Raw genomic sequence first — 25,996 nt, forward strand, 5'->3', positions numbered from 1 at the left:
TTTTATATTTTATCTCACTCTACCCTATTTCATATTCCATTTCACTCTGCCATATATGATTCAGTAAGTACCATTGCATAATCATTTATTTTCCCTTTACCGTTGCGGTTCCTGTAACAAGTTCCGTCTCGCTGTGTACCGAAGAGGCTGCACTCGTCACCGTCTGACCTGCTACTCTTTTCACGAATAAAGCAAGAAAGAGACCGAGACAAGCGAGAATTAGTCCAATCTTAAATGCGTCCATTACCCCCGTAGTCATTGCTGCATTCAGTTCAGCTGTTCCCGGATTCGCTATGCCGCTTAGCGCTTTCTTCTCCCCATTCTGCATGATCGAGATGAAGATTGCTGCTCCGAGAGCACCTGACGTTTGTTGCAGCGTAGTCAGCACCGCTGTCCCATGCGGATATAACTCTGCAGGAAGGGCATTTAGTCCATTCGTTTGTGCAGGCATCATAATCATAGCAATAGATATCATTAAGAACGTTTGAAGAATGGCCACGAGCCATGCAGACTGCAGAGGCAGCAATAAGAAACAAGTGATGGTAGCAATCATAAGGAGCATCCCAGGCAGAAGAAGCATCCGCGGCCCATATTTATCGAATAATTTCCCCATAACTGGCGACATGAGTCCATTCAGGAGTCCGCCAGGCAACATGACAAGTCCAGTCATCAAAGTACTATAAAGCATTACTTTCTGCAAATAAAGAGGTAAAACGAGCATCATAGCAAACATGGTCATCATAACGATGATGGATAATACAACCGCAACAGAAAACATCGGATAGATAAATACCTTCATATCCATAACAGGCGCGGTCAACTTCAACTGTCTCCACACAAAGAGAGCAAGCGATATAGCGCCGATTGCGATAATAAAAATCACATAGCTCTGAATTGATGTGCTGCCGCCTTCCCCCATACTACCAAATCCGAATACAATGCCTCCAAAACCAATCGTAGAAAGAATAACAGAGAACACATCCAGTTTCGGTCTGCTTGTACTGGTCACGTTTCGCAGCTTCATAAATCCGAAGATCAGTGTCAGGGCAACGATCGGAGCTACCAGAATAAATAACCAGCGCCACGATAAATGCTGCAGTATAAAACCGGATAATGTCGGTCCAATGGCGGGAGCAAACATAAGCACAAGTCCAATCAGTCCCATTGCCGCTCCTCTGCGCTCCATAGGAATGACAGCCAAGATAATATTCATCATCAGTGGAATCAGCACAGCGGTACCTACAGCTTGAATCACTCTTCCGAAGAGAAGAATACCGAAGCTTGAACTGATTGCAGCAAGGACTGTTCCGATGAGAAATAAGGCCATTGCGGATAGATAAAGTTGTCTCGTTGTAAACCGCTGAACTAAATACGCAGATACGGGGATCAGTATACCGATGACAAGCATGTAGCTAGTCGAAAGCCACTGTGCCAGGTGAGGCTCAATACTCAGGTCACCCATGATTTGAAATAGAGCTACATTCAGCAGTGTCTCGTTAAGAATAGCGACAAAGGCACCCGACAATAAAACAGCAAGAAGTAAACCCGTTTTCGGTGAGTCAGAACTCTTATTAACGTTGTTATCTGCCGCATCATTCAGTGAGTTTGTATTCAATTTTTCTCCTCCATCCCATTCTATCTATATATATAAATCCGTTTACCTTCCTTCATTGAAGGTGAGGTATTCAGACAATGTAAGGAGTAAGTATCGTTACTTATCGTTACTTATCGTTACTTATCGTTACTTATCGCACTGCTACAACATAACACATCCCAGTTTCTTCTGCATCTGTATTTCTTATCTATAACTGTTTTTTAATTATTTTATTAATAAAACATTCTCCCTTCATTTTTTTAGTTTTTTTTCAGCTCAGATTGCACAGCGTTTCCTCCCATAATGACAAGGGTTAAGGGTCTTTTTTGAGTTTCAGTATAGGGTTCTATGCAGGCCAAACTGTGATTTTTGTCATACACTCCGAGTACATCTTGTAGGTATGATACTCAAATAGATCAATATATAGTATGTATTGCATAACAAAAACATAGAATTCATCCAAAACAAACTACACATAACAGAAAACGGATTTAGAAGGAGATCATTCATTATGGCAAAATTAGAAGCATTTATACCTAATCCTAAACAAGCAGATGAACTCACAGATATAATGGACCAAATCTTAGGAAGTAAGGACACGGATCTGCTTAGAGAAAATGCAAATCTGAACGGAGACTCTTTTAGTGGAAAGATGAGTAAAATTGGTTCTGAAACTGCGAAGAAACATGTGATGAAGCACGTCCTTCCCAAACAGGTTGCTCAAGCAATAACGGAAGGCGAACTTTATGTTCACGACCTTGACCAATATGCGCTCGGTACAACAAACTGCATCTTTATTCCTTTTGATCGGCTTCTAGAACGCGGTTTTAATACAGGAAATGGTTCTGTACGAACCCCTCAGTCAATCATGTCAGCGATGTCACTTGTCGCTATTATTTTTCAGTCTCAGCAAAACAGTCAATTTGGCGGTGTTTCTGCCAACAAAATCGATTGGGACCTGGCTCCTTATGTTGCACGCTCTTTCAGAAAACACTTCCGAAAAGGAAAACAATTATTTGAAGAATCAGCGGAACTTGATCAAGAATATATCCATATGAATAGCGAACTCGCACAAACGACCTGTTCTAAAGCCTACGCTTTTGCCATGAATGAAACCATTCAAGAGACACATCAAGCTGCTGAATCCCTTATTCATAACTTAAATACAATGAGCAGCCGGGCAGGCGGACAAATTCCGTTTACGTCCCTAAACTATGGATTATGCACGTCTGCTGAAGGAAGACTGGTATCCCATGCGCTTCTTGATGCTACCATCGCAGGACTCGGTCATGGAGAAACGCCTGTTTTCCCTCAGCATATTTTCCAGTGTAAACAAGGGATTAACCAAGCTCCCGGCGAACCCAACTACGATATTTTTGTAAAAGCGCTCGAATGTTCCAGCCGGAGATTATATCCGAATTTCGTCAATGTCGATGCTACTTTTAATTTGCCGTTTTATCGTGAAAATGATCCCGATACCATTATTGCTACCATGGGTTGCCGTACGCGTACAATCGCTGACCGGTTTGGCCGCAACCGTCAAAGTGGAAAAGGAAACCTCTCTTTTAATACCGTTAATCTCGTGAAGCTTGGCATTGAACATGGGATTGCGCTGCGTAAACGGACACAGCCCGATATGAAAGAATTCTACAAGAATTTGCACCGCGTAATGGAGATTGCTTTAGAAGGACTGCTGCATAGATACGCTATTCAATCGGTTCAACCTGCAAAAGCTTCTGACTTTATGATGCGGGAAGGTGTCTGGGAAGGCGGCGAACATCTGAACCCTGATGAACCCGTAGCTTCTCTGCTGAAGCATGGAACATTATCGATCGGATTTATTGGACTCGCTGAATGTATGAAAGCTTTATACGGAAAACATCATGCGGAAGACGAATTTTCCTACAAAGAGGCAGTTCGGATTATAGAAACCATGCGGAACTTCTGTGATAAAAAAGGGGATGAATACAATCTGAACATTACCTTGTTTGCTACTCCGGCAGAAGGGTTATCCGGAAAATTCACCGTTTTGGATCGAAATAAATACGGAATTCTACCTGAAATTAATGATCGTGATTACTATACGAACTCTTTCCATGTTCCTGTCTACTATTCGATCTCCGCTGCGAAGAAAATTCAGCTGGAAGCACCATTCCATGAACTATGCAATGCAGGAGCAATCTCTTATGTGGAGCTGGATGGAAATGCTCGTAATAATCAGGATGCATTCCGCCGAATTGTACAATACGCGCTGTCTCAAAATATCGGTTATTTCTCAGTCAACCACCCGTTGGATCGCTGTCCTTCCTGTGGTTATGAGGGTGTTATTGGTACGGAATGTCCAAGCTGTGGAATACATGAAAATGACATTCATTTCAGCCGACTTCGCAGAGTAACTGGATATTTAACTGGAGATTACACGGTTCGATTCAACTCCGCGAAACAAGCAGAAGTCAGAGATCGGGTTAAACATCTATGATCCCTTTGCATATCTGCGGTTATATTCCAGAGTCTATTAATGAAGGCGCGGGTCTTCGGGCTGTTGTTTTTATAAGCGGCTGTAAGCATGCATGTCCCGGCTGTTTTAATCCCTCCTCCTGGAACTTTAGAGCAGGTAAACCTTTTACGAAAGAAGAACAACTGCGTATCATCCAGGAAATTGCGGACAACCCATTACTTGATGGGCTGACCTTATGCGGGGGAGATCCATTCTTCTCTGCTCCTGCATGCACCGATTTTATTCGGAAGTATAAGGAACTTTGTCCAGGAAAAACCCTTTGGGCTTATACCGGTTTTGTCTACGAAAAACTGCTGGAGGACCCAGACATGCGCACGCTTGCTGAGCTTTGTGATGTCATCATAGATGGTCCTTTTCAAATGGAATTGAAAGATACCACGCTTCTTTTTCGCGGAAGCCGAAATCAGCGAATCATTGATGTACAAGCCTCGTTATCTGAGGATTCAGTAATCACTTTATAGCACGAATAGAAACATCCGGCCGACAATGGACTGCGGTTCATGTACCGGATGTTTTTCTTTTTTTCCAGATAGGTAAAGTACGAGATAGGTAAAGTAGTAGTCATGCTTATATCAAAAGGAACTAGAAACTTTTATTGATTAATGTGAATTTTTCATGTGTTGTAATTTTGCAATAGATAAGCATTTATTTCTTCGTTGGTCATGGTATTATAAATTCCTTCCAGAATGGTTCGCCATAAGGTGTGGTTATCTTGAAATATATTTGCTACCTCTGGGATGAGCAGTGTACAAACGTTAGGCAGTTGATAATCAATCTGAACTATATAAGGTACCTGCGCGTGATTCACAACCAGTAATTTATACTCACCTGCCACGAGGTCATCTAGAACTTGTACTAACTCTTCCGTTTCATGTAAAGTAGCTTCTGTTCGTAAAAAAAAGATTCGTTTACCGCTCTGCATAAGCTGTAAAAACCGGTTGGCCCTGTAGTCTAGTTTTTGCTTCAAGCCTGGATAGCTTTCAAGGATACCCGGATCGTTATCTTCCATTGGAAAATCATGAACAGAGTACAGGTCATAGGCAGCGTCCCGGATAACATAACAGCCTGAATCCGAACTTGCCCCATGATACCTGAGATTATCCCATAGCATGACATGACGAAATCGATCGCGCAGCAGGGCACTCACTCCTGATAAATGAGGGGACATCATCCAGTCGATGACTCCAGCTATGTTCCGAATTTTACTGTGATTCAGCTGGCTTGCAGGAAGACAGTTATGGCCGAGACTATAGAGGACATCATACCCGCCTTTTAATTCATGCAGTTCCATTCACTTCGCCTCCTTTCAGCCAGGGTATACCTTATTAGATTACAGGAAACCTCGCTGTGCCTGTGCCATTGGACTTTTCTTATCATAATGACAATTTATACACCTATAGATATCTGTTTCACTCTGATCCTCATGCGGTAATGATACATAATTACGAAAATTTTGGGTGAAACTATCCAAACGGAAAGGGTGAAAATAAAATGCTTGATGACAAAACAGACCGCGGTGCCGGTTTTGATTCTATTGTTGAACCGGATCCGATATTCGAACAGATTGATTGGACCAAAAACTCAGATTCAATAACGATTTCTAATCTTACCGAAGAGGAACAGGAGACAACGGATGAGGAACAGGATGAAGAAGAAAAGCGATAATCAGGAAGCGCAGCATATGTGGCTGTCATCCACTTACCGTCGTAATTATTCTGCGCTTTCGAATCCAAAAAAAAGAGAGAAATCTACGGATGAGTAGATTTCTCTCTTTTTCTATATAACCGGCCAGCAGTTTACGTATTCAGCGGATAACTCCCCTTGCTTCCATTACTTTTTTTAATCGGCCAGGATAATCAGTAATGATGCCATCGATTCCTTTTTCTATCAATTTGTTCATCACATTTTCTTCATTTACCGTCCAAGCATACATCTGCAATCCTTCTTTTTGTACCGATCTAAAATCTGTCTCTTCTAAATGAATGTAATACGGATGCAGAGAAAAAGCATTCACTCCTGCAGTAGTCGGTAATAACTCAGGGTGCGCAAAATTCTGAGCATATAATAGGCCCGTTTTTACTTTTGAATTCAATTTTTCCAAAGTGCGGAGGCTGTCAAAATGAAAAGAAGATACGACAACATGATCATAGAGGTCATACTCTTCTAGGAGGGCAGCCAATTTTTCTTCCACCCCTTCGGAAATTCCGCCCTTAATTTCAACATTCATCATCAGATGACGAGGAGCGAGCTCAAATACTTCCCTCAGTGTAGGAATCGATTCTCCCTCATAAGCTGAATCAAACCACGATCCGGCATCCAGCTGCTGAAGTTCTGCCCTAGTCATCTCTTTTACAACCCCGTTTCCATTCGTCGTACGATGGACAGTGTCATCATGTATAACCATGATTTCTCCATCTTTGGATAGATGAATATCAAGTTCAAAGGCATCACAGCCCTGCTGCAAAGCAAGTTCAAAAGCAGCCATTGTATTCTCTGGAGCTTCCCCTTTTGCCCCTCGATGGGCAATAATCAGCGGTGTTTTCATACAATCAGCACCTTCCTCACAAGATAGAAGAATAAGATATCAAAGTATTCTAGTCTGTAATCTAGTTTAGTATACGATGCTCTTATTCCCCTATCACCCGTATCATGTAAAATTTATATTAAATTTTAATATTTCAGCAAAAAACTATCATTGCAGGATACTACTGCCGATCCTCCACTTCATGACGAAACGGCATTCCACCTTGCGCTCCGAATTTGGTTACCGATATAGAAGCTGCTAGATTAGCAAAAGAGATACTTTCTTTTATTGACTTTCCTTCTGCCAGCGCCACTGCAAATGCCGCATTAAATGTATCGCCTGCACCTGTTGTATCTATCGCTTCCACGATAAAAGCAGGGACCACTACCTCTTGTTCGCCATCATAATAACGAACTCCCTTCTTTCCTTCGGTTACGATTAGTTTATTCGGGTATTTACGTAAAGAAACCCCTATATCCTCTCCCTCAAACATCATCTGTGCTTCATGTTCATTTGGCGTAATATAGGCAGCATCTTCAATGAGTTGCGGACTTATTTTCCTTGCTGGCGCCGGATTGAGGACAAGGGATACACCTGATTCTTTACAGATTTCCGCTACATGTTCTACGGTTTCTTCGGGTATCTCCTGCTGAATAAGTACGATATCCGAGGTCCGAATCACTTCAGCGGCTTGATCGATATAAGCAGGGGTCACTTCATTATTCGCTGCTTTTACAACGATAATGCTGTTATCCCCTTCAGCTAAGATGATATGGGCTGTCCCGCTCTCCATCTCGGCTACCGGCTGAACATAGTTAACGTTCACTTGATTTTTCTTAAAATTGTCCAAAATGGCTTCTCCATACATGTCATCACCGACACGTCCTATCATATAAACCTCTGCTCCAAGTCTCGCAGCAGCTACAGCCTGATTCGCTCCTTTACCTCCTGGTACCGCTTGAAAAGATTCACCTAGAACCGTTTCACCTGCGACAGGACGTTTACTTGACGTGACTACGAGATCCATAGAAGAACTTCCGATGACCGTTACTTTTGGCTTTTTATATGTACTCATGTTTAGAATTCCCGCCTTTAATTGAGATTTACTTTTCATTTCCTATATGTTTACATTTAATGGAATGGTATTATTTACTATATATTACGATAAGGGGTGGTTACAATTATGATTAATATAGGTATATCTGGACTCATTTTGCTCATTGCAGCTCTTGTCTTTGTGATTTGGTTAATACGAAAAATAATACATAGATGAATCAATTTCATAATACCTTTAGTTGCTTTAATCAGGGGTATATATAGATCAAAATGATTTTGTTTGTCTATATATAGTTACAAATTCATCATTTTAATGAGTTATGAAATTGATTCAGATGAGCATGAGCTACTCTATTATATGATAAAAGGACTGTACCTATCAGGCAACAGTCCTTTTATCTATTCTTTTCTGATTTATGAGATAAGGTCACTTTGTGTCAGATTACTGTAATGTTTCCGTAATACATATACATTCCGCAATTAAAAGAATAAGAACCTGGATCAAGTGTGGTATCGACGGTGTAGTAGTTATCACCTTTCTCCAAATATTTTAGCATATCCAAATCTTTGGACACCACATCCGTAATGCAGGTGAGGGAGGTATCTTTTCTAAAATTAATTTTGGTTGGTACTCCTTGTTTTACCTCAATCTGATCTGGATAGAAACCGTCTGATTTAACCTGAATGGTAATCACTTCATATCCTTCGAGTTCTTCTGCCTGCCCGCTCCCTCCAGCAGACGGCATAATTTCCTTCCCGCTAAACATAAACAAAGCCCCTGCCAAGATGATTACAGCGACCAACCCAATAGCGGCAAAAGGCCACCATTTCGGTAATTTTTTATTCATAATCAATCCGTTCCTCTCGAAAAACAATATTCATGATGTTCCATACTCATTATAATGATAAAGCAGTGATTCTATAACTGATATGACCCTTTAGAGCTACTTTACACCTATTTTGTTCAATAAAATCTTACTATTCTGTGACGCTCACTTTCAGCTTCATTCCTGTACATGAAAAATAGCCCGCTAACTGATCAGTTAATGGGCGGACTTTACTCTTATTGATTCAATAAAAAATAGGATTGTTATTCATGATGGAGACAAGTTCATTCCCCGTTTTGTGCTGGGTGGCTTTGATCAATTCTCCGTCAGCAGCAATCAGGTAGGTTATAGGAATCAAGCTCATCACAGAGGATGACGCCAAGATTACACCCATTTGCTTTCACGGTTTTCTTCGCTGTGTATTTAGGACGATCAAGCAATATTTGTCCGCTCTTGTCTATGATGATCACCTGATCTTTGGGATTTTCATTCATTTTTCGATAACCGGTGATTAGTAGGACTTGATAAGCCTTGGCTAGTTCCCTTGCTTGTTCAACATTATCATTTAAGTACCCTTCTGGAAAAAAGACGAGTTCTGCTTCTGGGTACTGCTTTAGTGCTTCTTCCAGCTGCTTCACATCATCTTCAAGCTTAGGCTGCCCGATTAGAATTTTCATCTCTCCATTCCTCCTCCACCTTTTATTTATCAAGATGGCGCTCGTAAATATACCAGGAACAGAAACGCGCAAACGGGAGAAGTAACAAGGCCACATTCAGGAGCCAGGAGCTTGAACCCCCTATGTCTTCTTTCGGAATGAATAAGAGAACCATTCCAAAAAGGAAGGCAAAACCGGCAGTCCAGCTAAATGCTGCACCATTTACTGGACTGCCCGTCATAAAAATAGATTGGCATCCTTTTGAAGCTTCAGCATAACAGGAAGTGTGATAGGCAGATAACGAAAAAAAAGAGAGGTGCACCAAGAGATCATACCTTGATTCAATCTCCGCATTACAATGTACACAATAAATGCGCTGATGATGCGCTTCGGCCAAGCAGTCTCCCTCCTAAAGTTCCATTTTCTAACATTATACTATAATGCGCCATTATTCCTATCTATGTAACTATAATCAAAAAAAGCACCTGTTTGGCTCTTTGCCAACAGCGTGCCCAACAGCTACTAGTACCTTTAACATTACTTCACTCGCAGAACCTGACCCGCATGAATGGTAAAGCTGCTGTCCAGTTTATTCCACTCCTTGATCTGCTGTACTGTACTCCCATATTGAAGACTTAAAGCATAGACTGTATCTCCATTAACGACCGTGTGCTGTACTGTAGTCACTTTTTTTGTTAGATTAAAATTTTTAACGAGTCCATTCACATGACCGCGAGCAACTAAATCGAGATGGGAAGCGGATTTAAGCAGTGCTGCATCGCTGTTGGTATCGATAAACCCATTCTCCGTCAAGATGGCAGGCATACGAGATTCCCTTAGTACATGAAAGTTTGCCGTCTTTTGCCCTCGATCAGTAAGTGTATTTAACTTCATAATTTCATTATGCATATTTGTCTGGTAGTTTACGGCACGCGTATTAGATCCCTGATATACAAAATCCTCATAGCCAGTACCTCCGCCAGCATTAATGTGTATTGATAGAAAATAATCGGCTCCCCACGTATTCGCTGCATTGGTACGCTGTGTCAGAGTCACCGTTTCATCCTTCATGCGGCTCATTAAAATCGATACGTCATTATACTCTGCGAGCAGTATTGAACGAATTCGAGTAGCAATCGTAAGGGTTAGGTCTTTCTCTTTCAGACCATACCCCAGCGCCCCTGAATCAGACCCTCCGTGACCAGGGTCAATAAATATTTTAACCATCATTTTTCACCTCCCTTATATCATATGATGGGGTCTACTGCTTGCTTGGACGAAAAACTCAGGAAGCGATAAGAACTCTATCAATCCGAAGATCGATAGAGTTCTTATTTGCTTCTTATTTTCTTTTTGGCGGTATCAATACATACACAATAAATCCAATGACACAAACAATCGGGATTAACGTAATTAAGATATTTTCCCATAAAATATGCACTCTTTCACCCCATAACAATAGCATATCATATGGGAAATTATAACATATTAATAATAGAGAAGATACTATATCCCGTGTTGCCTATGGCCTTACTCATGATTATGTAGAAAGATGATTACACTTTCACCTGTTCAGGCGTTTTCACAAGATACATGGATACTTCAGTATCTAGCAAATAGTCTGGTTTCTCCTGATTTCGCTTGTTCCGATGACCCTCTATGTGAGCAGGGCTCTTTTCCCAAGTCTTCCATGCTTCCTCTGATTCCCAGCGGATCATGACGATTACTTCTTCTGTTTCTTCCCCTTTTTTACGGTTTTTCTTCACCATCACCGATCGATCAATAAAGCCTGGAATCTCGGACATCGGTCCGCCTGGTTTGCCGAAACGTTCTACAATCTTTTCGCTGAAACCTTCTTTTACCGTAATTTTACGAAGTTGAACCAACATGATCTAAACACCCTCTCTACTATCATTACCTATATCACCATACTAAACGATAATGATTATCAGTGTCAATGAATGGATGCTAAATTCACCATACGCCTATTTATTCCGCCCAGTCTGTTTCTCCTTCTTCATAGAAACCGGTCATCTCATCAGCCATGTTTTGGATATCTTCAGAATGAATAATGGTGATGCCATATCCATCTTCTTGCTGCTTTTTGAGTGCTTTTTCCTTCACAAATTTAGGACTACCCGGGCCGCTCTCTTCATCATACACAAGCAGTAAATGATCTGTTTTCCGAAATAACAGCTCGTCTCTCGCAGCAAACTGCCAAGGACCGATATAAGGCTGTTTACTCACCACACCATAATAGTCCACATGGCGTTTAATTTCTTCATAGTATGTTTTTTTATCCTCCGACCAGTTTTCTTCCGGATTAGCAAAGGCTGAAATAATGGATAATTTGAGCTGTGGGTACTCTTTTTTTAATTCAATGACAACTTCAGAGGCCCAGAGATCAATCCCAATCTGTCCGGGTGTAATGACCCATTCAATTCCATCCTCAATCAGCGGGACTAGTTTGGAACGAAGGGCCTGCTTGATAAAAGGAATGCCGGGATGTTTTTGGTTGAAAATACCGAGCTCATGAGCCCGATATCCGGTTACTAATAAATTTTTCATAAAAATAAAGCCACCTGCCGCTTTCTGACTGTTCTTGTTGTTCCTATCGTACCACATTTCTGCTTCTTTGCCGCTTCTACCTTGTCCTTATATGGATTCGCCCTTGGCTTTATACTTGAATCAATTTCATAACTCATTAAAATGATGTATTTGTAATTATATATAGACAAACAAAACCATTTTGATCTATATATACCCCTGATTAAAGCAACTAAAGGTATTATGAAATTGATTCACTTATATTTTATTTACGATCAAAAGCTCCGTCTTTTTCGTATCATACGTATGCTCAATGCTTTCCTCTGAAATCACTTTTAGTTTTAGCAGTGCAGCAATTTTGGCATGATCTGCTTTTGAAATCAGCTTCCATACGTCTGCATCCGGGAGTGCTTTATATAGTTTATCATCATCATATTCTTTTTTAGATTGGCCAACGAGCTTGGCCGTAAAGTCTCCTGCATCAATGAAATTCACACCCTCTTCTTTCATCGTGAGGATAATCTCATCCCGGAGTACAGACAGTTCTTCATCTATTGCTTTCTTTCGCTGTTTTAATTCAAAATAACGATGCAGTAATAATTCCATTCCCTATCACGCTCCTTTATGAACATATGTATGCGGCTGGTAAGGAAAAGATGGCTTTCTTACAAAAATAAAAGGACAAGCTGATCAGGTAAAAAATGATTATATCTATCCTTTATTTTGCTGTCTTTGTTTTTATTATGCTAAGATAACCCTAACTTTAGGAACGGAGGGATACCGGAATGATTTTGAATTGGATTCGAGTGAGATTTTCTTTTGCCCCTGCTAACTAAATAGGCAAAGACTCTGTCTACTGTGTACGGACAGAGGACTCGGATTCGATTTAATTTATTTGGGTATTCAAAATTATTCTATGGGGATTCAGCCATTCAGCGCAGGCTGGTCTTTATGGGAATGCGATTTTTCTCTCCATATTTTTTGGCGGCTGGATAACTTTACGATCTGGTCAGAATATGGCTTTGTAGAATTTGACGCGTTTTGAACCTACTTGTTCTATGTCCGCCGAGTTCTCATGCGTAACACAGGCAGCAGTCCGCCTGTGTTTTTTTGCTATTCAAACCTAAGGAGGACAACCAAATGGAACAAATAATTAGAGAAAAAGCAATTATTGCGGGTCTTGAGCGCAAGGGACAAGAAGATTTTGAATATTCTATGGAGGAGCTCGCAAATCTGGCTGACGCATGTCATATATCCGTGGAGGCTGTCATTACACAAAAAGCGGATCGAGTACATCCTTCCTTATATCTAGGTACAGGTAAAATTGAAGAACTGGCCAGGCTCCTGGATACACTAGAGGTGGATATTGTTATTTTTAACGACGAACTTTCTCCCTCCCAGGTTCGCAATTTAGAGAAAAGACTAGAGGCATCTGTTCTTGATCGAACGACACTCATATTAAATATATTTGCCGAACGTGCAAGATCAAGAGAATCTCAGCTGCAGGTCGAACTCGCCAGACTACAATATGTCCTACCCCGTTTATCTGGTATTCGTTCTTCGTCAGGCAGACAGCGAGGCGGTGTTGGCACTAAGAATAGAGGCTCTGGTGAAACAAAGCTTGAACTGTCTCAGCGCCGTATAGAGGATAAGATTACCGAACTCAGCCGGGAACTTGAGCTGCTTGTCTCACAGCGAAAAACCCAACGAAGACGACGGCAGAAAAGAGAAATTCCGGTAGTCAGCCTTGTAGGATACACCAACACAGGTAAATCTAGTCTTATGAATGCTCTATTGCAGAAGCATCATGCATCCGAGGATAAGGCTGTTTTTGCAAAAGATATGCTGTTTGCTACCTTACAAACATCCGTTAGAAAGCTGGAACTTGCCGATCGGAAAAGTTTCCTTCTCACCGATACCGTCGGATTTGTCAGCAAGCTGCCCCATCATTTAGTCAAAGCTTTCCGTTCGACCTTGGAAGAGGTACTGGATTCAGATCTGCTTATCCATGTCGTAGATAGTGCTCATCCGGATGCGGAGCAGCTCATTGAGGTTACAAATACAACACTTCGAGAGCTAGGAGCAGATGAAATCCCAGTTATTTATGCCTATAACAAAACCGATCTTCGAATGCTTCCGCTTGAATCTAAAGATCTTCGGCAGCCTGCTGTTCTCGTTTCAGCCAAGACGGGGGCCGGTCTTGAGGAAATGGAGCAAGCGATCCGCGGTGCTATCTTTGGCCACTATAAAGAAGTCGAGGTCACCATTCCTTATGGTGAAGATCAAATTGTCTCTTATCTGCATGAACATGCGTATGTAAAATCAACCCGTTATGAGGAAGACGGTACAAAACTTACTGTTGAAGCTTCTCCGGCCATGATCCAGAAATGGTCTCACCTGCTTGATACGCCTACCTCCTGATAGGTAAGCTTACAAAAAACCTCCTGCCTTAACTCGGCAGGAGGTTTTGACATGCTTAGACATACAATAAAGAAAGGTTAAGAATACCTTCTTTACTGAATTATTATTTTACAGGATAAGTCCAAAAATATTCCGTCTCCAAGCGTTTTTGGAACTGTTTATCTTTCAAGAGAGAATCCCCGGACAAAATACGGAACTGTGAGCTGTGTGCCTGAATAGACTTCACTTTATTCAGTTTGAAATTCCGAATATCATAAGATACATCCGGATCGCCGAGTGCTTCTCTATGACCATTTGAGAAAGCAACGCACTGAATGGCAGGGCGTCTGTCTTCTTCGAGCGCTTCAACCACACGCACCACAGCAGCTCCTGTCGCATCATGGTCAGGGTGTACGCTGTACCCCGGATAGAACGTAAAGATGATGGATGGATTCAGCTCCTCAATCAGTGCTGAGATCGTACCATCCAAAAGATCACGATCTTCAAATTCAATCGTTTTATCATGGAAGCCAAGCATTCTTAAGTCTTGGATGCCAATCGCACGGCAAGATTCTTTGAGTTCTTCCTTACGAATCGCCGGCAGTGTAATCCGGTTAGCAACGGGCGGATTCCCCATATTACGAGCCATCTCACCGAGTGTGAGACATGCATAGGTAACCACTGCCCCTTCTTCATTAATCAATTTAGCAAGCGTCCCTGACATACCAAATGATTCATCATCCGGATGCGGTAATACAACTAGAATACGTTTTTGTTCCATAAAGAACCCCTCTTTCTAAAACAGTGTTCTGCTAAGCAGTAAAGATACGATGAGGCGTCCTTCTGCATCATGACCTGCAAGCAGTACACGTCCTTCTTCATTTTCTTCCCAGTGAGTAAGACCTTCCGTGTATACCCATCCATCGTTAATCTTTAAACCTACACGATAGTAAGTATCTCCTTCAATCGTACCTTTTGAATATTGAACGGGTATATTCTTAATAAAGTTCGAAGCTGGATGCTTCGAGCTATCATTATGGGCTGCATAAGCGCCCATTGTAAGTTCCATATGAAGATATAAGTCTTCGTTTGCATATTGGTCCAGCTGTTCTTGTACCAATGCCTTATTAATTAACTGCATGATGATACCTCCGGTAACTTCTACGAATCTATCATACCTTGTTAGGTATAATGGGTGGTTTCTATCAAATCTTGGTGCATACTACATATAGCAGTATATCTCAAAAAACGAGGAAAACAAAATCATTCTGCGCAATTTATGAAGTGCTCAGTTTCATAACCGTGCAATCGGTATTATATAGCTGTATCAATAGGTGAAACATAGGGGTAATCTGATACGTAATAGGATTAAACCATATATATCTATAAGGAGGTTTATCATCTATGTCCTTTTTTAACAAAATGCTTGCAAAGGTAGGCATCGGTTCTGCTGAGATTGACACTTTACTCGAGAAAGTATCTTATGTCCCCGGTGAAACGGTGAAAGGTGTCGTTCGCATACAAGGTGGTCACGTGGATCAAGAAATTGAACGTATATACATTCAGCTGATGACACGCTATATAAGAGAACAAAATGATCGAAAATCGGAATACAAACATACACTAGCCTGCTTTGATGTCTCGGAACAACTGCTTCTTCGCAGTGGAGAAAAATTAGAGATTCCTTTTAGTTTTCCGCTCCCGCTTGAGACACCTGTTACATATGACGGACAGCCTGTATGGCTAAGTACAGGGCTTGATATTGAAATGGCCATTGATCCAACAGATCATGATGAGATTAAAGTAGAGCCTCACTTTTATATGGATGCGGTATTTGAAGCTGTTGAGTATTTAGGCTTCCATTTCAAATCCTCTACTTGTGAACATGCTACTAAGCTCGGCCGCGGAGTTCCTTTCGTACAGGAGTTCGAATATTATCCAAGTTCCCGGTTCGCTGGCCGTGTTCATGAGCTGGAACTCATGATGAATCTGGATGAAGAAGGTATCCATGTGCTTGTGGAGGTGGACAGAAAAGCAAGAGGCCTCATGGGATTTTTTGAACAAGCTTTTGATTTGGATGAACGTCATATTCGTCTTTATTTCGATCGTGCTGACATTGCTCAAGGTGCTTCCCACATCGCTGAACAGATTGAACGCGTGATTGAAGAACAGACTCGCCTCTAACAAAAATGCGGTTTATTAAAAAAGCTAGTCTCTGCTCTTTATGAAGTGAGATACAAGCGAACTGTCTACCAGATAGTTTTCTACGATTTTTAACAACCGTACGGGGTGAATATATGAAGAAACGATCATTTTTTTTAGTAGTGATCTGTTTTGCTCTAGTCGCTGCAGGTTGCAGTAAATCAGCTGGAACTAAACTTTATCTTATTCCAGAAGGCTATGTTGGGTGGGTCCATATTATATATGACCAATCAAAGCAGCCAGAGATTAAGAAGGATGAGGGCACATCTATTTTCCCCATTGGGAAAGACGGTATCCTAAAGGTATCTAACAAAGATGCGGTCTATGGTACTTCGATTAATAAGTATTTTTATGTAGACGCAAAAGGTAATAAGGTAAGGGAAATAGATTATTTAGAAGAAATCCACAATCAAAATGTGGGAAATGCCCAAATTGGAGAAGGGAACCAGGTGGTTAAAACTCTTCCTACGGTTGAATCCTTTTTTGTAGGCGATAAGAGTTTGATGAAGAATGATGAGGATGTTTATCCTGAAGATGAAATGGAGCAAACAAAGTAATGTTTGTGTTTAAAAATATCAGCTTTAAATAGAACAAGAGCAGCGGTTACATACCGACTGCTCTTGCTCTATTTAATAAGCTGTGCTGTTTAGCAAGCGAAAAAAAGGGTGTTACCATTAACAATTCTCGTCTGATATCTCTATTGGTATTACATGTTATAGCTTCAAGAGAACGGCTGCTGACGTTACACCTGCACCAACGGACCACATGACAATGTGATCACCGGTAGTAACATCCCCATCTTCTATCGCATGATGTAATGCAATAAAGGGGCTTGTCGTCCCTGTATAACCGTACTGATTACCTATGTATTTAAATTTCTTCATATCTTCTTGAAGATCTTTCGCAATGTTCTCTATTACACTGATACTCAGCTGAGATACAAAGTAGCCTGATATATCTTCACTTTTAATTTCGTGATCCACTAACAGTGTCGAAATAATAGATTTCACTTCTGGATAGGCAACTTCGACACCATAATCTGCTTTTACAAAAACTTTATTGTCACCTTGATCACGTACTGCTTTCTTTAGCCCTTCTGCAGGAAATTTAAGATCCATCGCGTTCGATGAGTCTGTGAAGTATTCAGAGTCCATGAACCCAACACTGTCATCCTCTACTCTTTCCAAAATTACAGCGCAGGCAGCATCACCAGCAACCCCTTCGTAGATGAAGTCACTGTCGCGATAATAGTGTCCCAGTGTTTCCGATCCAATAAGCAGGGCATACTTAATTTTCTGATTACTTATCATAGTTCTGCATACTTGGTCATAGGCTACGACCATACCAACACAATTTGTGTTCTGATCATAGATGATACATTTGTTTTTCCCTTCAATCGCTTGATGGACCAAAGCAGCATCCGTTGGCAATTGATATTCATGAGTACCCGAAGAAACGACAATCATGTCTACATCGCTCCCCGCGATCCCTGACTCTGCTAACACTTTTTGCGCTGCCTTTATAGCCAAAGTGAGCGTATTCTCATGTTCATCCGCCTTATATCTACGCTCTTTACCTACTGCTTCCCAGGCCCCCACAAGTTTATGTCCATTTTCTATACCCTCTACTAGATCCTGATTGGAATAGGATTTCTCAGGATGGTATACCGATATTTTCTTTATCTTTACAGTAGCCACTATATATTCCACCCTTCTTGTCTAAGAAGGATTTTAGCTTCGTCTTCGGTCTTCAAGAATTGGACATTGCAATCCGGGACTTTTTTAGCAATCCTCTTCAGCTGAATTCCCGCAGATACAAATTCAGGTTCAATAATGATTACCGTTTTAAAGCGGCGATAGAAGCCGTATGCATATTCAAGGATTGGAAGAATTTCCGGTTTGAAGGTTTTTAATTTCGTTGCATCAATGACGAGTGCATAATCTTGAACAGGAATAGAATCTAGGTGCTTCTCAAACTCAAGCGTTTGTTGATTTGTAGATTCTGCTTCATAAAAACCATTCATTTCATTCCATATTACATTTTTCACTGTTTGTGTGTTAAACTTTGTTTCTTCTTTCATTTCTCGTGTTGCCTCCCAAAAATTCTGTATAGTTTCATCTTGTAAGCTTACTTAACAGACTAGTTCTAAAAAAGCGGACTAGTCATACTAGACTTTTCTTCCTATGTATATATCGGTTATCTACTATAAAATTGTTACTCTATATCTAATGTCGATGAGTTTTGATATAAAAGTAGACAAACCCAGTTCACGACCGAGTTTGTCTACAGAATTTGAAACTACCTTCTATTTATGAAGAGTTACTATTTTTTGACGAATGAAACACTCATAAAATAACTTATTTATAATAAGACACTTACAAGCACGACCGACCCAATGATCCCAACAAGAATAATCCAGGCCAAGGGTCTTGCATGATTAATCGTCCATCCATACCCCATTCTCTTTTCTACAAACAAGGAAGGATCCTGAGGGTTAAAATAAAACATTCCGAGCTTCCAGTTCTGATCATCATCACGAGGTGGTTTGGTAGAAGGTGCCACAGGCGATTTGACTCTGCTTCCTCCCTGACCTGTCGTGACATATAAAATACCTGTACCGACTAAGATTAGAACAACGACGGAAATGCAGACAGCAGCTAATATGACCGGATCTACTGGATATAACATTTGGAGCTGCATAAAGCTAAACAGCAAAATAATCATCAGGGAAGCAAATAAATTAAAGACCGAATTCCGAAGCCGAAAGATCCGATTTTTCTCCAAAGACGCTTCTGGGTGCTCTGTATCTACCTGTTGTTTACTACGGTAAATAACCGTATTAATGAACATAAACAGCAGGGTCATCATGATCTGCATAACAACTGGCATAAATACAGTACCGATCGACTTGTCTTTAATCGTTGTCGGATTTCCTTGGAAATCATATTGCGTCACAATTTTGTCAGGAAACAGATCGTAATTCATCAGTGTGAAAATAAAAGTGGCGATAATCAGAACCGCATGAATCAAATACCACTTTTTAGAAATCACCAGTTTCTGCTTACGGAAATTCATATCAATCGTTAACTTCACTTGAGGCATGATCATATCCGTTAACCGTTCCGCTTTATATTTCTTCATTGTCTTATGAAAGTAAATCATGGTTAAAAACTGTGTCACAATACTTAGGAGCACATAGATCATAATCCACATGGCCGAAACGTTAGCAGAATCCGAATTCCTAACCGACATTGCCAGGGCAATTACCGCAAGAATAGCTTGGATTATAAAGTTGCTAGCCGCATACCTTTTACGCATCCTTTTCAAATCCGCACTGTGGAACACTTCTTCACTTACCGTAATCCCAAAACTTTCGGTCTGTCTTGTAAAGTAAGGAATGAATGAGGTAAGAACGACCATCGGTAAAAACAACGTAATCAGAAGGACAAAATAAATTTCAGGCATGCCTATCACTCCTTTTTATGATCTGCTTTATTCGTAGGCGGCTCAATCTCTCGGTATATTCGCTCTAGCATTTCCTTCATTTCCGTTAGGCTAACCCCTCTTAAAATTGCCTCAGCAATCAGTGGTCTAATCTGTGCATTTTGTTTATCACTGAATTCCTGATTGACCTCAGGCATACCGTTTGGATTCACAACGACCCCTTTCTGGCGATGAATATGGATGTAATCCTCTTGCTTGAGAAGCTGATAAGCTTTATTTACGGTATGCAGATTAATGCCGATATCTGATGCCAGGCTCCGTACGGAAGGTAACGCTTCCCCCGGCTTTAGACTGCCGCTGGCGATTCCTTCGATAATCTGATTCGTCAGCTGTGTATAGATCGGTATATCTGATTGCATATCAAGTTCAATGATCATGAATGATTCGCACCTCCATTTCTCATGATGTATCTAATTTGTGTATCTGTTATATTTGTAGTATAACAGATACACAATATATTTGTAAATAAACAAACAATGATTCAAGTTGTGAGAGAATTGATGATGTTATCTCTTTTCGCACAACAAAAAAACGCCGGATCAGCCTAACGGCTTCCAGCGCTTTTTATTTTTTATATAGGTAAGATTTCGCCAGCTACCATCTCATCCCGAGGATGGAAGAAGGAATGGAGCTCACGATACAACAAGCACAACAACCTGTCCTGCATTCCATTAAGTCATTATCACCTCATTAAATGAAGCTTACACCAATACAAGTGTATTCAAACGTGAGCGTTAAATTACATCCTCCATTTCCCATTTCACACGATACCGATGAAGCTGACCTGGGGCTCCTTTAAAAAGAAGCTGTTTCTCTTGAATAAGTGAACGCAGGCGATACTCTAAAAAATCTTTGCGAAGTGAGTAACCTTCTCTTTTTCTTACGACTTCACTTACTACTTTAGAAGCAGGTACATACTGATCTGGATATAAAGAAGACTGCTCTATGATTACATTCCGCAGATCTTGATCCAGTGCATCCTCTGCACATAATTTTACATGATCATTCTCCCATATCCGAAAAAGGGCAGGATCGTTTGAAATCTGCTCCCAGTCTAATACAAATTCATCTATTTCTTCTTGTGTAAGTAAGTTGAATTCATCCATTTTATGTAGAAACGGAATATACTCCGAAGCTTTCAGTTGTGACAAATTTACGGGATTCGTATGAACATTACCTACCATGTTAGAATCCTTCTGGATTGGATTCACAAGCTTCATATTCATTTTCCGATCCCTAAGGAGCGAAAGTACAAACCTAACACCGATTTGATCGTGTGCATGATTTCCATGCCATAGAGTTACATTCGTATCCTCTGACAAGGATTGAATCGTCTCTACCACTCTTCCCGTTTGATGTTCTGGGTTGTAGGTATATAATGGCTCATAATTAGATAACCGAGCGGATAGCCAGCGAGTCCGTGTCTTCTCTCCCTCTTCAAGATGAAGCTGCTTTAGCGGTCCAAAAGCAAACCAGTCATTAAATGAAATCACTTTATGGTTATGCCTTATCTCTGCCTTGTGAAGAGCCGCTTTCAATATTCCTTGTTCTTCCATCCCGAACATGATATGTACATGCTGATTGGTCAAGGGCTGTCCACCTCTTTTTCAATTCATTTTGTCGGTTTGATATAAAAGCGATAGAGAGCAGTAGGTGCTCCTATAAAATCGAGTCTTCTCTTACCAATGAGTTCCCTTATTCGGTATTCAAAGAACCTATCATCCATGAGTTCAGGATTACGTTTCATAAAGATTCCTGCAATATATCCTGCTTTAATGTAGTCCCCTTTCTTGTCGTCTTCATCGATAGTCTCTATACTGTTATAAATCTCATTAATTACACTCATGATTCGTTCATCATAAGCATCGATAGGGAGAAACTGAAATTCGCCCTGCCGCCAGATCCGAAGGTTCTCTTCTCTTCTTGAAAGATAAAGCCATTCTCTAGCATATTCTTTTTTCTCTTCATCTGATAGCAAATAAGGACGCTCATCAAGAATAAGTGGTACTACGTTAGTGGTGTCCAACTGTCCGAATGCCACGAGCGGGAGTTCTTCTCCTTCTGCAGAACTCTTTCCTTTCCCATTTCCGCTTTCTACCATATGAAACGAATCTACCGCATTGATTACTCTTACTTCTGCCTGTACGTCTCGCAGGATATAGAGCATGAGTCTTAGAAAAATCTGCTCATGAGCCGTATTTCCAATCCAGATCACAATTACTTTATCCGCAGGAATTTGCTCCAGAACAGGCTGAATGGAAGAAATATAATTATGGCGGTGGAAAAGAAAATACTCGTGACCCAGCTCGTTTGTTAGCCACATCATTCTTTTCATTTCCTCTTGACGTCCCATGAGATCCGAGAGAGGTCCAATCGCGAGATTATCTTCTATACTAAACACCACATAGTTCCGTGGCCCCCCTGCTTTTGATAAAGAAACTTTGAGCAAACCTTCAGCTGATGAGCTCGGGGCCATATGAATATACTTTGAAGCCCCTGCTTCTGAGAAAGAACGAACCTGCGACTTTACAAGCGCGTCACTCCACTCACTAGTTATTTTCTCAGCAAGCATCATACCGTGAGTTCCATCTTCTTCTTGCTCTGTTTTACACGCTTGCAATACATACCCTACAAACTCCTCTAGTTCATAGGGCTTCATTAATCCAACCTCTCTTGCAAATTGATCCTTAACTCTACTCTCCCCCTTTTCGTACAGAGATCTAAGTAAATCTCTAACAGGCATTACGTTATTATCTATTATAGATATGCTATAGATGCTTCTTTTTCCTTCTTCATGAGCAAAAAAGCCTGGATTTAATCAAATTACAGCTGCCCTCTTCCATAGGAGCGTTTTCTTTTCTGTAGAGAGTTCTGCTTCGAGACCCAGTGGAATTGCAATATTTGGGGAACAATGTCCAATATCAAAACCTGCCAGCGCAGGCCGATTTGCTTTTTTCAAGTAGTGATCTATGACTTCCTCACAAGTAAATGATGATTGATCCGTATTTGGCACACACGCATGAAAATTCCCTACAATAATGCCTGAAGCCTCCGTCAGTTTTCCAGCTTGCAGTAATTGTCTCAGCATTCGGTCTATTCGGTAAGGTTCTTCCCTAATCTCTTCGATGAGCAGAAGTTTGTTCCGCGTATCCATTTCATAAGGTGTACCGAGACTCGATACGATGAGTGATAAGTTCCCGCCCACAACGGCACCGCTTGCTGTCCCCTCCACAATGGAAGTCAGTGTAGAAATCTCTTCCGTATACCCCATCACTATAGGCGAGAACAGCTGCTGAAATCCTGCTAGGGTAAGAGGATGCAGCGAACGATTGTTTAAGGATGACAGCATCGGACCATGAAAAGTAATGAGCCCCGTATTCTTATATATCGCTTGATGTAAAAAAGTGATGTCACTGAACCCCCAGAAAATTTTCGGGTTGCGCTTAATACAATCATAATCAAGCAAATCCGCAATTCGGGCTGTCCCGTACCCCCCGCGGGCACATATAATGGCCTTGATCTCTGGATTCTGAAACATATCGTTTAATTCTCTAGCCCTTTCTTCATCCGTCCCTGCTAAGTAACCATACTCACGAAATAGGCTTTGACCGATCTCCACTCTTAGACCCATTTGTGTAAAATATTCTGTACTCCTTAGCATTTCTACTGGATCTGCATAACTGGCTAGTGCGGTAATTCCTATCAGATCTCCAGGATTAAGTCTCGCTGGATAGATGATATCCATATTCCTCACCCTTTCGTAAGCCTTGACTTTCCTTCTCTTCCAGTTCTTAATAGAAAAGACAGGAGGATTCTACATGACACTTATGCGCAATATCAAAGCAGAGATTACAAGCTGGCCTCGTAATATCCAGCTTTTTTTCCTTGCTAATATTCTTTATCAGATGGGTGGCGGGATGTTTTCCGTTCTCTATAATTTGTACATTCAAGATCTGGGGTTTGATGTCTCGATGAACGGCAGGGTCATTAGTATTCAGTCTATTGCTACTGCACTCCTGTTTATTCCCATCGGGCTGTTGGGAGACAAGATGAGCCGCAAACCGATCCTCATTATGGGGGCGTTGTTTAGTGGAATGACATTTATGGGACGCTCTTTTGTGGAGGGTGATTCCAGTATCCTCTTTCTTGCTGCTTCTTCTGGTATATTTGCTTCCTTCTTTCAAGTTCTAGCTATTCCTTTCCTTGCAGCCAATGTAACGAAAGACAACAGACTAAGATTGTTCAGTATTCATGCCTCGCTTGTCCTTGCAGCACAAGTCATCGGAAGTCTTGGCGGAGGCATTCTCGCGGATGTACTGAAATCAGCAGGAATGAGCAGTATATTAAGCTTGCAGTATGTACTTCTTATTGGCGGAATGGCTACTGTTCTTGGCACGTTACCGTTATTTTTTGTTAGAGAATCCGCTATACATAATAAGCAGCCTGCCCTACTTCCTAAACAGCTTGATCTTGACTCAGCACCAAAAAAAGAAATACATAATCAAAAATCTTCTGCTTCTGATTGGAAATTCATCCGTCTGTTTTTCTTTACTCAACTGTTAATCGGAACAGGTTCAGGTCTTGTCGTCCCTTACTTAAACCTTTACTTTACCGACAGATTCAATATCAGCCTTAGTCTGATGAGTATCCTGATCTCGCTTGGGCAAATCATGACCATCGTATCGATGATGATTGGTCCTTCGCTCGCAAACAAAGTCGGACCCGTTAAAGCAGTCGTTATATTCCAAATTCTCTCTCTTCCGTTTCTATTATTCACAGGATACACCTATTCGCTTGTTATGGCGTCCGTGAGTTTCCTGTTTAGACAAGCTTTAATGAATGCAGCAAATCCTATCTTTTCTTCTCTATTAATTGATCACGTGTCTGAAAAAAGGAGAGGGATTGCTAATTCTCTCATGCAGACCGCTTTTATGATCGGATGGGCTACGATGGGACCTGTTCAATCTTATCTTGTGACTACTTTTGGCAGCTATCAAGGATATGCTATTACTTTCACGATTACAGGTCTCCTCTATGTGAGCGCTTCTGCTTTCTTCTATCTTATGTTGCGTGATAAGCGTAAATCGATACCGTATAAGGCTTCGTTAAACCAAGGTGCGGCTGAATAAAATAAACGAAAACACCAGTATATAAAAAGCAATGGCCAGGACTTCTACCTTTCGAGGAGCCTTGTCATTGCTTTTTCTTTTATCATTTATCGCTGAGGAAATTCAGTATTCATGTAACGATAGGCGACTGCCAGCCGATCAGCAATATGATTCACGACTTTTTTATCTTTCATATAACTCGTGTGACAGAATGGATTCCAAGAAGTGAGTAAGTTTCCAACATTAATACTCACATCGGCTTTAACAGCCTTCTCATAAGCGGGATCAATCTCACGGAGGGGATAACCCAAAATATCATCTTTGTCGTAAAAGTTAACCCACTCTCCCTCAAGACCAGGATATAATTCTTCCCCTTCTAATGAAGGAACACGGATCGGTTTACTAAAGTCACGATAACGCAGGCTCCAGAGAGGCAGTGTTGTTCCAAGTGAATAAAAATGAGTCAGTGTTTCTCCCCGCTCCAGCGGAGAAGTGATATCTATAATTCCAGGAAAATGCCTTGAAGTAAACTGCAGATCGTAGAAAAAATTACTAGCAATCACCGTACCTAAACTATGGGAGACAACAAAGAGGGGGGCAGTTTTACCTATACGCTTGGACAAAGAGTGGAGTGCATTGCTTATGGATTGATGGACCGCGTCATAATTCTGTCCGTTCGTATCTACGGGCTGGTAAGCAACAGCATCGGCTAGATAATACACTAAATATCTTCTAAGTTTTTTGTATCGCAGTTTTTTATTCAGAACCAAATCACGATAGATCCTTTCCTCATCTTCACCAAAAACATCTCCCCAAAACACAGGTTCAATATCAATATATGGATTGGAGGAAGGAGCATTCATCATACCAGCAAACGCCTTATCTAGTTTTTTCATGAACTTGAGCGCGAACTCCTTCTTCTGAAGGCCAAGACCGTGAATAACAATAACCCCAATCTTTTGCATCTGGCTTCACTCCTTCCCATCTTTACACTCACAAAGATAAGATTAATGACTTAATAGCATAGCAGATGTACTGGGTATATCCGGTTCCTCTCGAT

The 25,996-nt window shown here is 41.0% G+C and carries 28 protein-coding genes; 8 read left to right on the forward strand and 20 right to left on the reverse strand.

The annotated features are described in order from the left end of the window. Window positions 1-85: 85 nt before the first annotated feature. The gene (locus tag QPK24_RS14670; RefSeq protein ID WP_285742316.1) at window positions 86-1,615 is read right to left on the reverse strand and encodes an MDR family MFS transporter; all 1,530 of its coding nucleotides are present in this window, start codon (window positions 1,613-1,615) and stop codon (window positions 86-88) included. Between the two features lie 490 nt (window positions 1,616-2,105). Between QPK24_RS14670 and QPK24_RS14675 the strand changes: the two genes are divergently transcribed. Beyond that, on the forward strand, window positions 2,106-4,073 hold the full coding sequence (locus QPK24_RS14675; RefSeq protein ID WP_285742318.1) for an anaerobic ribonucleoside triphosphate reductase: 1,968 nt from the start codon (window positions 2,106-2,108) through the stop codon (window positions 4,071-4,073). Window positions 4,074-4,078: 5 nt separating this feature from the next. Next, window positions 4,079-4,573, forward strand: a complete 495-nt coding sequence (gene nrdG / locus QPK24_RS14680; protein ID WP_285749335.1) for an anaerobic ribonucleoside-triphosphate reductase activating protein — start codon at window positions 4,079-4,081, stop codon at window positions 4,571-4,573. Window positions 4,574-4,725: 152 nt separating this feature from the next. Here nrdG and QPK24_RS14685 read toward each other — a convergent pair whose 3' ends face one another. Next, window positions 4,726-5,403, reverse strand: coding sequence for a DUF1796 family putative cysteine peptidase (locus QPK24_RS14685; RefSeq protein ID WP_285742320.1), 678 nt, complete (start codon window positions 5,401-5,403; stop codon window positions 4,726-4,728). Between the two features lie 200 nt (window positions 5,404-5,603). Between QPK24_RS14685 and QPK24_RS14690 the strand changes: the two genes are divergently transcribed. Next, window positions 5,604-5,777 (forward strand): hypothetical protein, encoded by a 174-nt coding sequence (locus tag QPK24_RS14690; protein ID WP_285742321.1) that lies wholly within the window; start codon window positions 5,604-5,606, stop codon window positions 5,775-5,777. A 139-nt stretch (window positions 5,778-5,916) separates the two neighbouring features. Here QPK24_RS14690 and QPK24_RS14695 read toward each other — a convergent pair whose 3' ends face one another. The 4 genes from QPK24_RS14695 to QPK24_RS14710 form a co-directional block, all read right to left on the reverse strand. Next, complete coding sequence (locus tag QPK24_RS14695; protein WP_285742322.1) at window positions 5,917-6,657, reverse strand: glycerophosphodiester phosphodiesterase; 741 nt, start codon at window positions 6,655-6,657, stop codon at window positions 5,917-5,919. A gap of 160 nt (window positions 6,658-6,817) precedes the next feature. Beyond that, window positions 6,818-7,711: a ribokinase gene (gene rbsK / locus QPK24_RS14700; protein ID WP_285742324.1), complete on the reverse strand. Its 894-nt coding sequence runs from the start codon at window positions 7,709-7,711 to the stop codon at window positions 6,818-6,820. Window positions 7,712-8,129: 418 nt separating this feature from the next. Beyond that, window positions 8,130-8,540, reverse strand: coding sequence for a cupredoxin domain-containing protein (locus QPK24_RS14705; protein WP_285742326.1), 411 nt, complete (start codon window positions 8,538-8,540; stop codon window positions 8,130-8,132). 305 nt (window positions 8,541-8,845) lie between these two features. After that, on the reverse strand, window positions 8,846-9,196 hold the full coding sequence (locus QPK24_RS14710; RefSeq protein WP_285742328.1) for a carbon-nitrogen hydrolase family protein: 351 nt from the start codon (window positions 9,194-9,196) through the stop codon (window positions 8,846-8,848). Window positions 9,197-9,318: 122 nt separating this feature from the next. Here QPK24_RS14710 and QPK24_RS14715 point away from each other — a divergent pair, with 122 nt between their 5' ends. Then, on the forward strand, window positions 9,319-9,453 hold the full coding sequence (locus QPK24_RS14715; protein WP_285742330.1) for a hypothetical protein: 135 nt from the start codon (window positions 9,319-9,321) through the stop codon (window positions 9,451-9,453). Between the two features lie 259 nt (window positions 9,454-9,712). On the opposite strand, the gene QPK24_RS14720 is transcribed toward QPK24_RS14715, so the two are convergent. From QPK24_RS14720 to QPK24_RS14735, 4 genes are all read right to left on the reverse strand, one after another. Next, the gene (locus QPK24_RS14720) at window positions 9,713-10,402 is read right to left on the reverse strand and encodes an N-acetylmuramoyl-L-alanine amidase family protein (RefSeq protein WP_285749337.1); all 690 of its coding nucleotides are present in this window, start codon (window positions 10,400-10,402) and stop codon (window positions 9,713-9,715) included. A gap of 329 nt (window positions 10,403-10,731) precedes the next feature. Continuing rightward, window positions 10,732-11,064, reverse strand: coding sequence for an antibiotic biosynthesis monooxygenase family protein (locus QPK24_RS14725; RefSeq protein ID WP_285742332.1), 333 nt, complete (start codon window positions 11,062-11,064; stop codon window positions 10,732-10,734). A gap of 100 nt (window positions 11,065-11,164) precedes the next feature. Beyond that, window positions 11,165-11,743: an SLOG family protein gene (locus QPK24_RS14730; protein WP_160031797.1), complete on the reverse strand. Its 579-nt coding sequence runs from the start codon at window positions 11,741-11,743 to the stop codon at window positions 11,165-11,167. 237 nt (window positions 11,744-11,980) lie between these two features. Then, window positions 11,981-12,328, reverse strand: a complete 348-nt coding sequence (locus tag QPK24_RS14735; protein ID WP_285742335.1) for a hypothetical protein — start codon at window positions 12,326-12,328, stop codon at window positions 11,981-11,983. A gap of 534 nt (window positions 12,329-12,862) precedes the next feature. Between QPK24_RS14735 and hflX the strand changes: the two genes are divergently transcribed. Next, complete coding sequence (gene hflX, locus QPK24_RS14740; protein ID WP_285742337.1) at window positions 12,863-14,143, forward strand: GTPase HflX; 1,281 nt, start codon at window positions 12,863-12,865, stop codon at window positions 14,141-14,143. A 103-nt stretch (window positions 14,144-14,246) separates the two neighbouring features. Here hflX and bshB2 read toward each other — a convergent pair whose 3' ends face one another. Both bshB2 and QPK24_RS14750 read right to left on the reverse strand, forming a co-directional pair. Continuing rightward, entirely contained in the window at window positions 14,247-14,903 is a 657-nt protein-coding gene (bshB2, locus tag QPK24_RS14745; protein ID WP_160031800.1) for a bacillithiol biosynthesis deacetylase BshB2, read from the reverse strand. Between the two features lie 15 nt (window positions 14,904-14,918). After that, entirely contained in the window at window positions 14,919-15,263 is a 345-nt protein-coding gene (locus QPK24_RS14750; protein WP_160031801.1) for a YojF family protein, read from the reverse strand. A 263-nt stretch (window positions 15,264-15,526) separates the two neighbouring features. Here QPK24_RS14750 and QPK24_RS14755 point away from each other — a divergent pair, with 263 nt between their 5' ends. After that, window positions 15,527-16,306, forward strand: a complete 780-nt coding sequence (locus QPK24_RS14755) for a sporulation protein (RefSeq protein ID WP_285742340.1) — start codon at window positions 15,527-15,529, stop codon at window positions 16,304-16,306. Between the two features lie 113 nt (window positions 16,307-16,419). Then, the gene (locus QPK24_RS14760) at window positions 16,420-16,881 is read left to right on the forward strand and encodes a DUF6843 domain-containing protein (RefSeq protein WP_285742342.1); all 462 of its coding nucleotides are present in this window, start codon (window positions 16,420-16,422) and stop codon (window positions 16,879-16,881) included. Window positions 16,882-17,037: 156 nt separating this feature from the next. Here the strand turns inward: QPK24_RS14760 and QPK24_RS14765 are convergent, their stop codons facing one another. The 7 genes from QPK24_RS14765 to QPK24_RS14795 form a co-directional block, all read right to left on the reverse strand. Beyond that, window positions 17,038-18,021, reverse strand: a complete 984-nt coding sequence (locus tag QPK24_RS14765) for a 3-oxoacyl-[acyl-carrier-protein] synthase III C-terminal domain-containing protein (RefSeq protein WP_285742344.1) — start codon at window positions 18,019-18,021, stop codon at window positions 17,038-17,040. After that, window positions 18,021-18,404 (reverse strand): hypothetical protein, encoded by a 384-nt coding sequence (locus QPK24_RS14770; RefSeq protein ID WP_285742346.1) that lies wholly within the window; start codon window positions 18,402-18,404, stop codon window positions 18,021-18,023. The genes QPK24_RS14765 and QPK24_RS14770 overlap by 1 nt, the downstream gene beginning before the upstream one ends. 281 nt (window positions 18,405-18,685) lie before the next feature. After that, a complete protein-coding gene (locus QPK24_RS14775; RefSeq protein ID WP_285742348.1) occupies window positions 18,686-19,789 on the reverse strand; it encodes a DUF1648 domain-containing protein in 1,104 nt (367 codons plus the stop codon). A gap of 5 nt (window positions 19,790-19,794) precedes the next feature. Next, complete coding sequence (locus QPK24_RS14780; protein WP_285742350.1) at window positions 19,795-20,205, reverse strand: GntR family transcriptional regulator; 411 nt, start codon at window positions 20,203-20,205, stop codon at window positions 19,795-19,797. Between the two features lie 357 nt (window positions 20,206-20,562). Then, window positions 20,563-21,417 carry a DUF1835 domain-containing protein gene (locus tag QPK24_RS14785; RefSeq protein WP_285742353.1) on the reverse strand — a complete coding sequence of 285 codons (855 nt, stop codon included), beginning with the start codon at window positions 21,415-21,417 and terminating at the stop codon, window positions 20,563-20,565. A gap of 23 nt (window positions 21,418-21,440) precedes the next feature. Further along, entirely contained in the window at window positions 21,441-22,487 is a 1,047-nt protein-coding gene (locus QPK24_RS14790) for a DUF1835 domain-containing protein (RefSeq protein ID WP_285742356.1), read from the reverse strand. Window positions 22,488-22,646: 159 nt separating this feature from the next. Then, window positions 22,647-23,573: a S66 peptidase family protein gene (locus QPK24_RS14795; RefSeq protein ID WP_285742358.1), complete on the reverse strand. Its 927-nt coding sequence runs from the start codon at window positions 23,571-23,573 to the stop codon at window positions 22,647-22,649. Window positions 23,574-23,646: 73 nt separating this feature from the next. Here QPK24_RS14795 and QPK24_RS14800 point away from each other — a divergent pair, with 73 nt between their 5' ends. After that, window positions 23,647-24,957 carry an MFS transporter gene (locus QPK24_RS14800; protein WP_285742360.1) on the forward strand — a complete coding sequence of 437 codons (1,311 nt, stop codon included), beginning with the start codon at window positions 23,647-23,649 and terminating at the stop codon, window positions 24,955-24,957. A gap of 86 nt (window positions 24,958-25,043) precedes the next feature. Here QPK24_RS14800 and QPK24_RS14805 read toward each other — a convergent pair whose 3' ends face one another. Further along, window positions 25,044-25,901, reverse strand: coding sequence for a chemotaxis protein (locus tag QPK24_RS14805; protein ID WP_285742361.1), 858 nt, complete (start codon window positions 25,899-25,901; stop codon window positions 25,044-25,046). Window positions 25,902-25,996: the final 95 nt, after the last annotated feature.

Source organism: Paenibacillus polygoni (genome assembly GCF_030263935.1).
Taxonomy (GTDB): Bacteria; Bacillota; Bacilli; order Paenibacillales; family Paenibacillaceae; genus Paenibacillus; species Paenibacillus polygoni.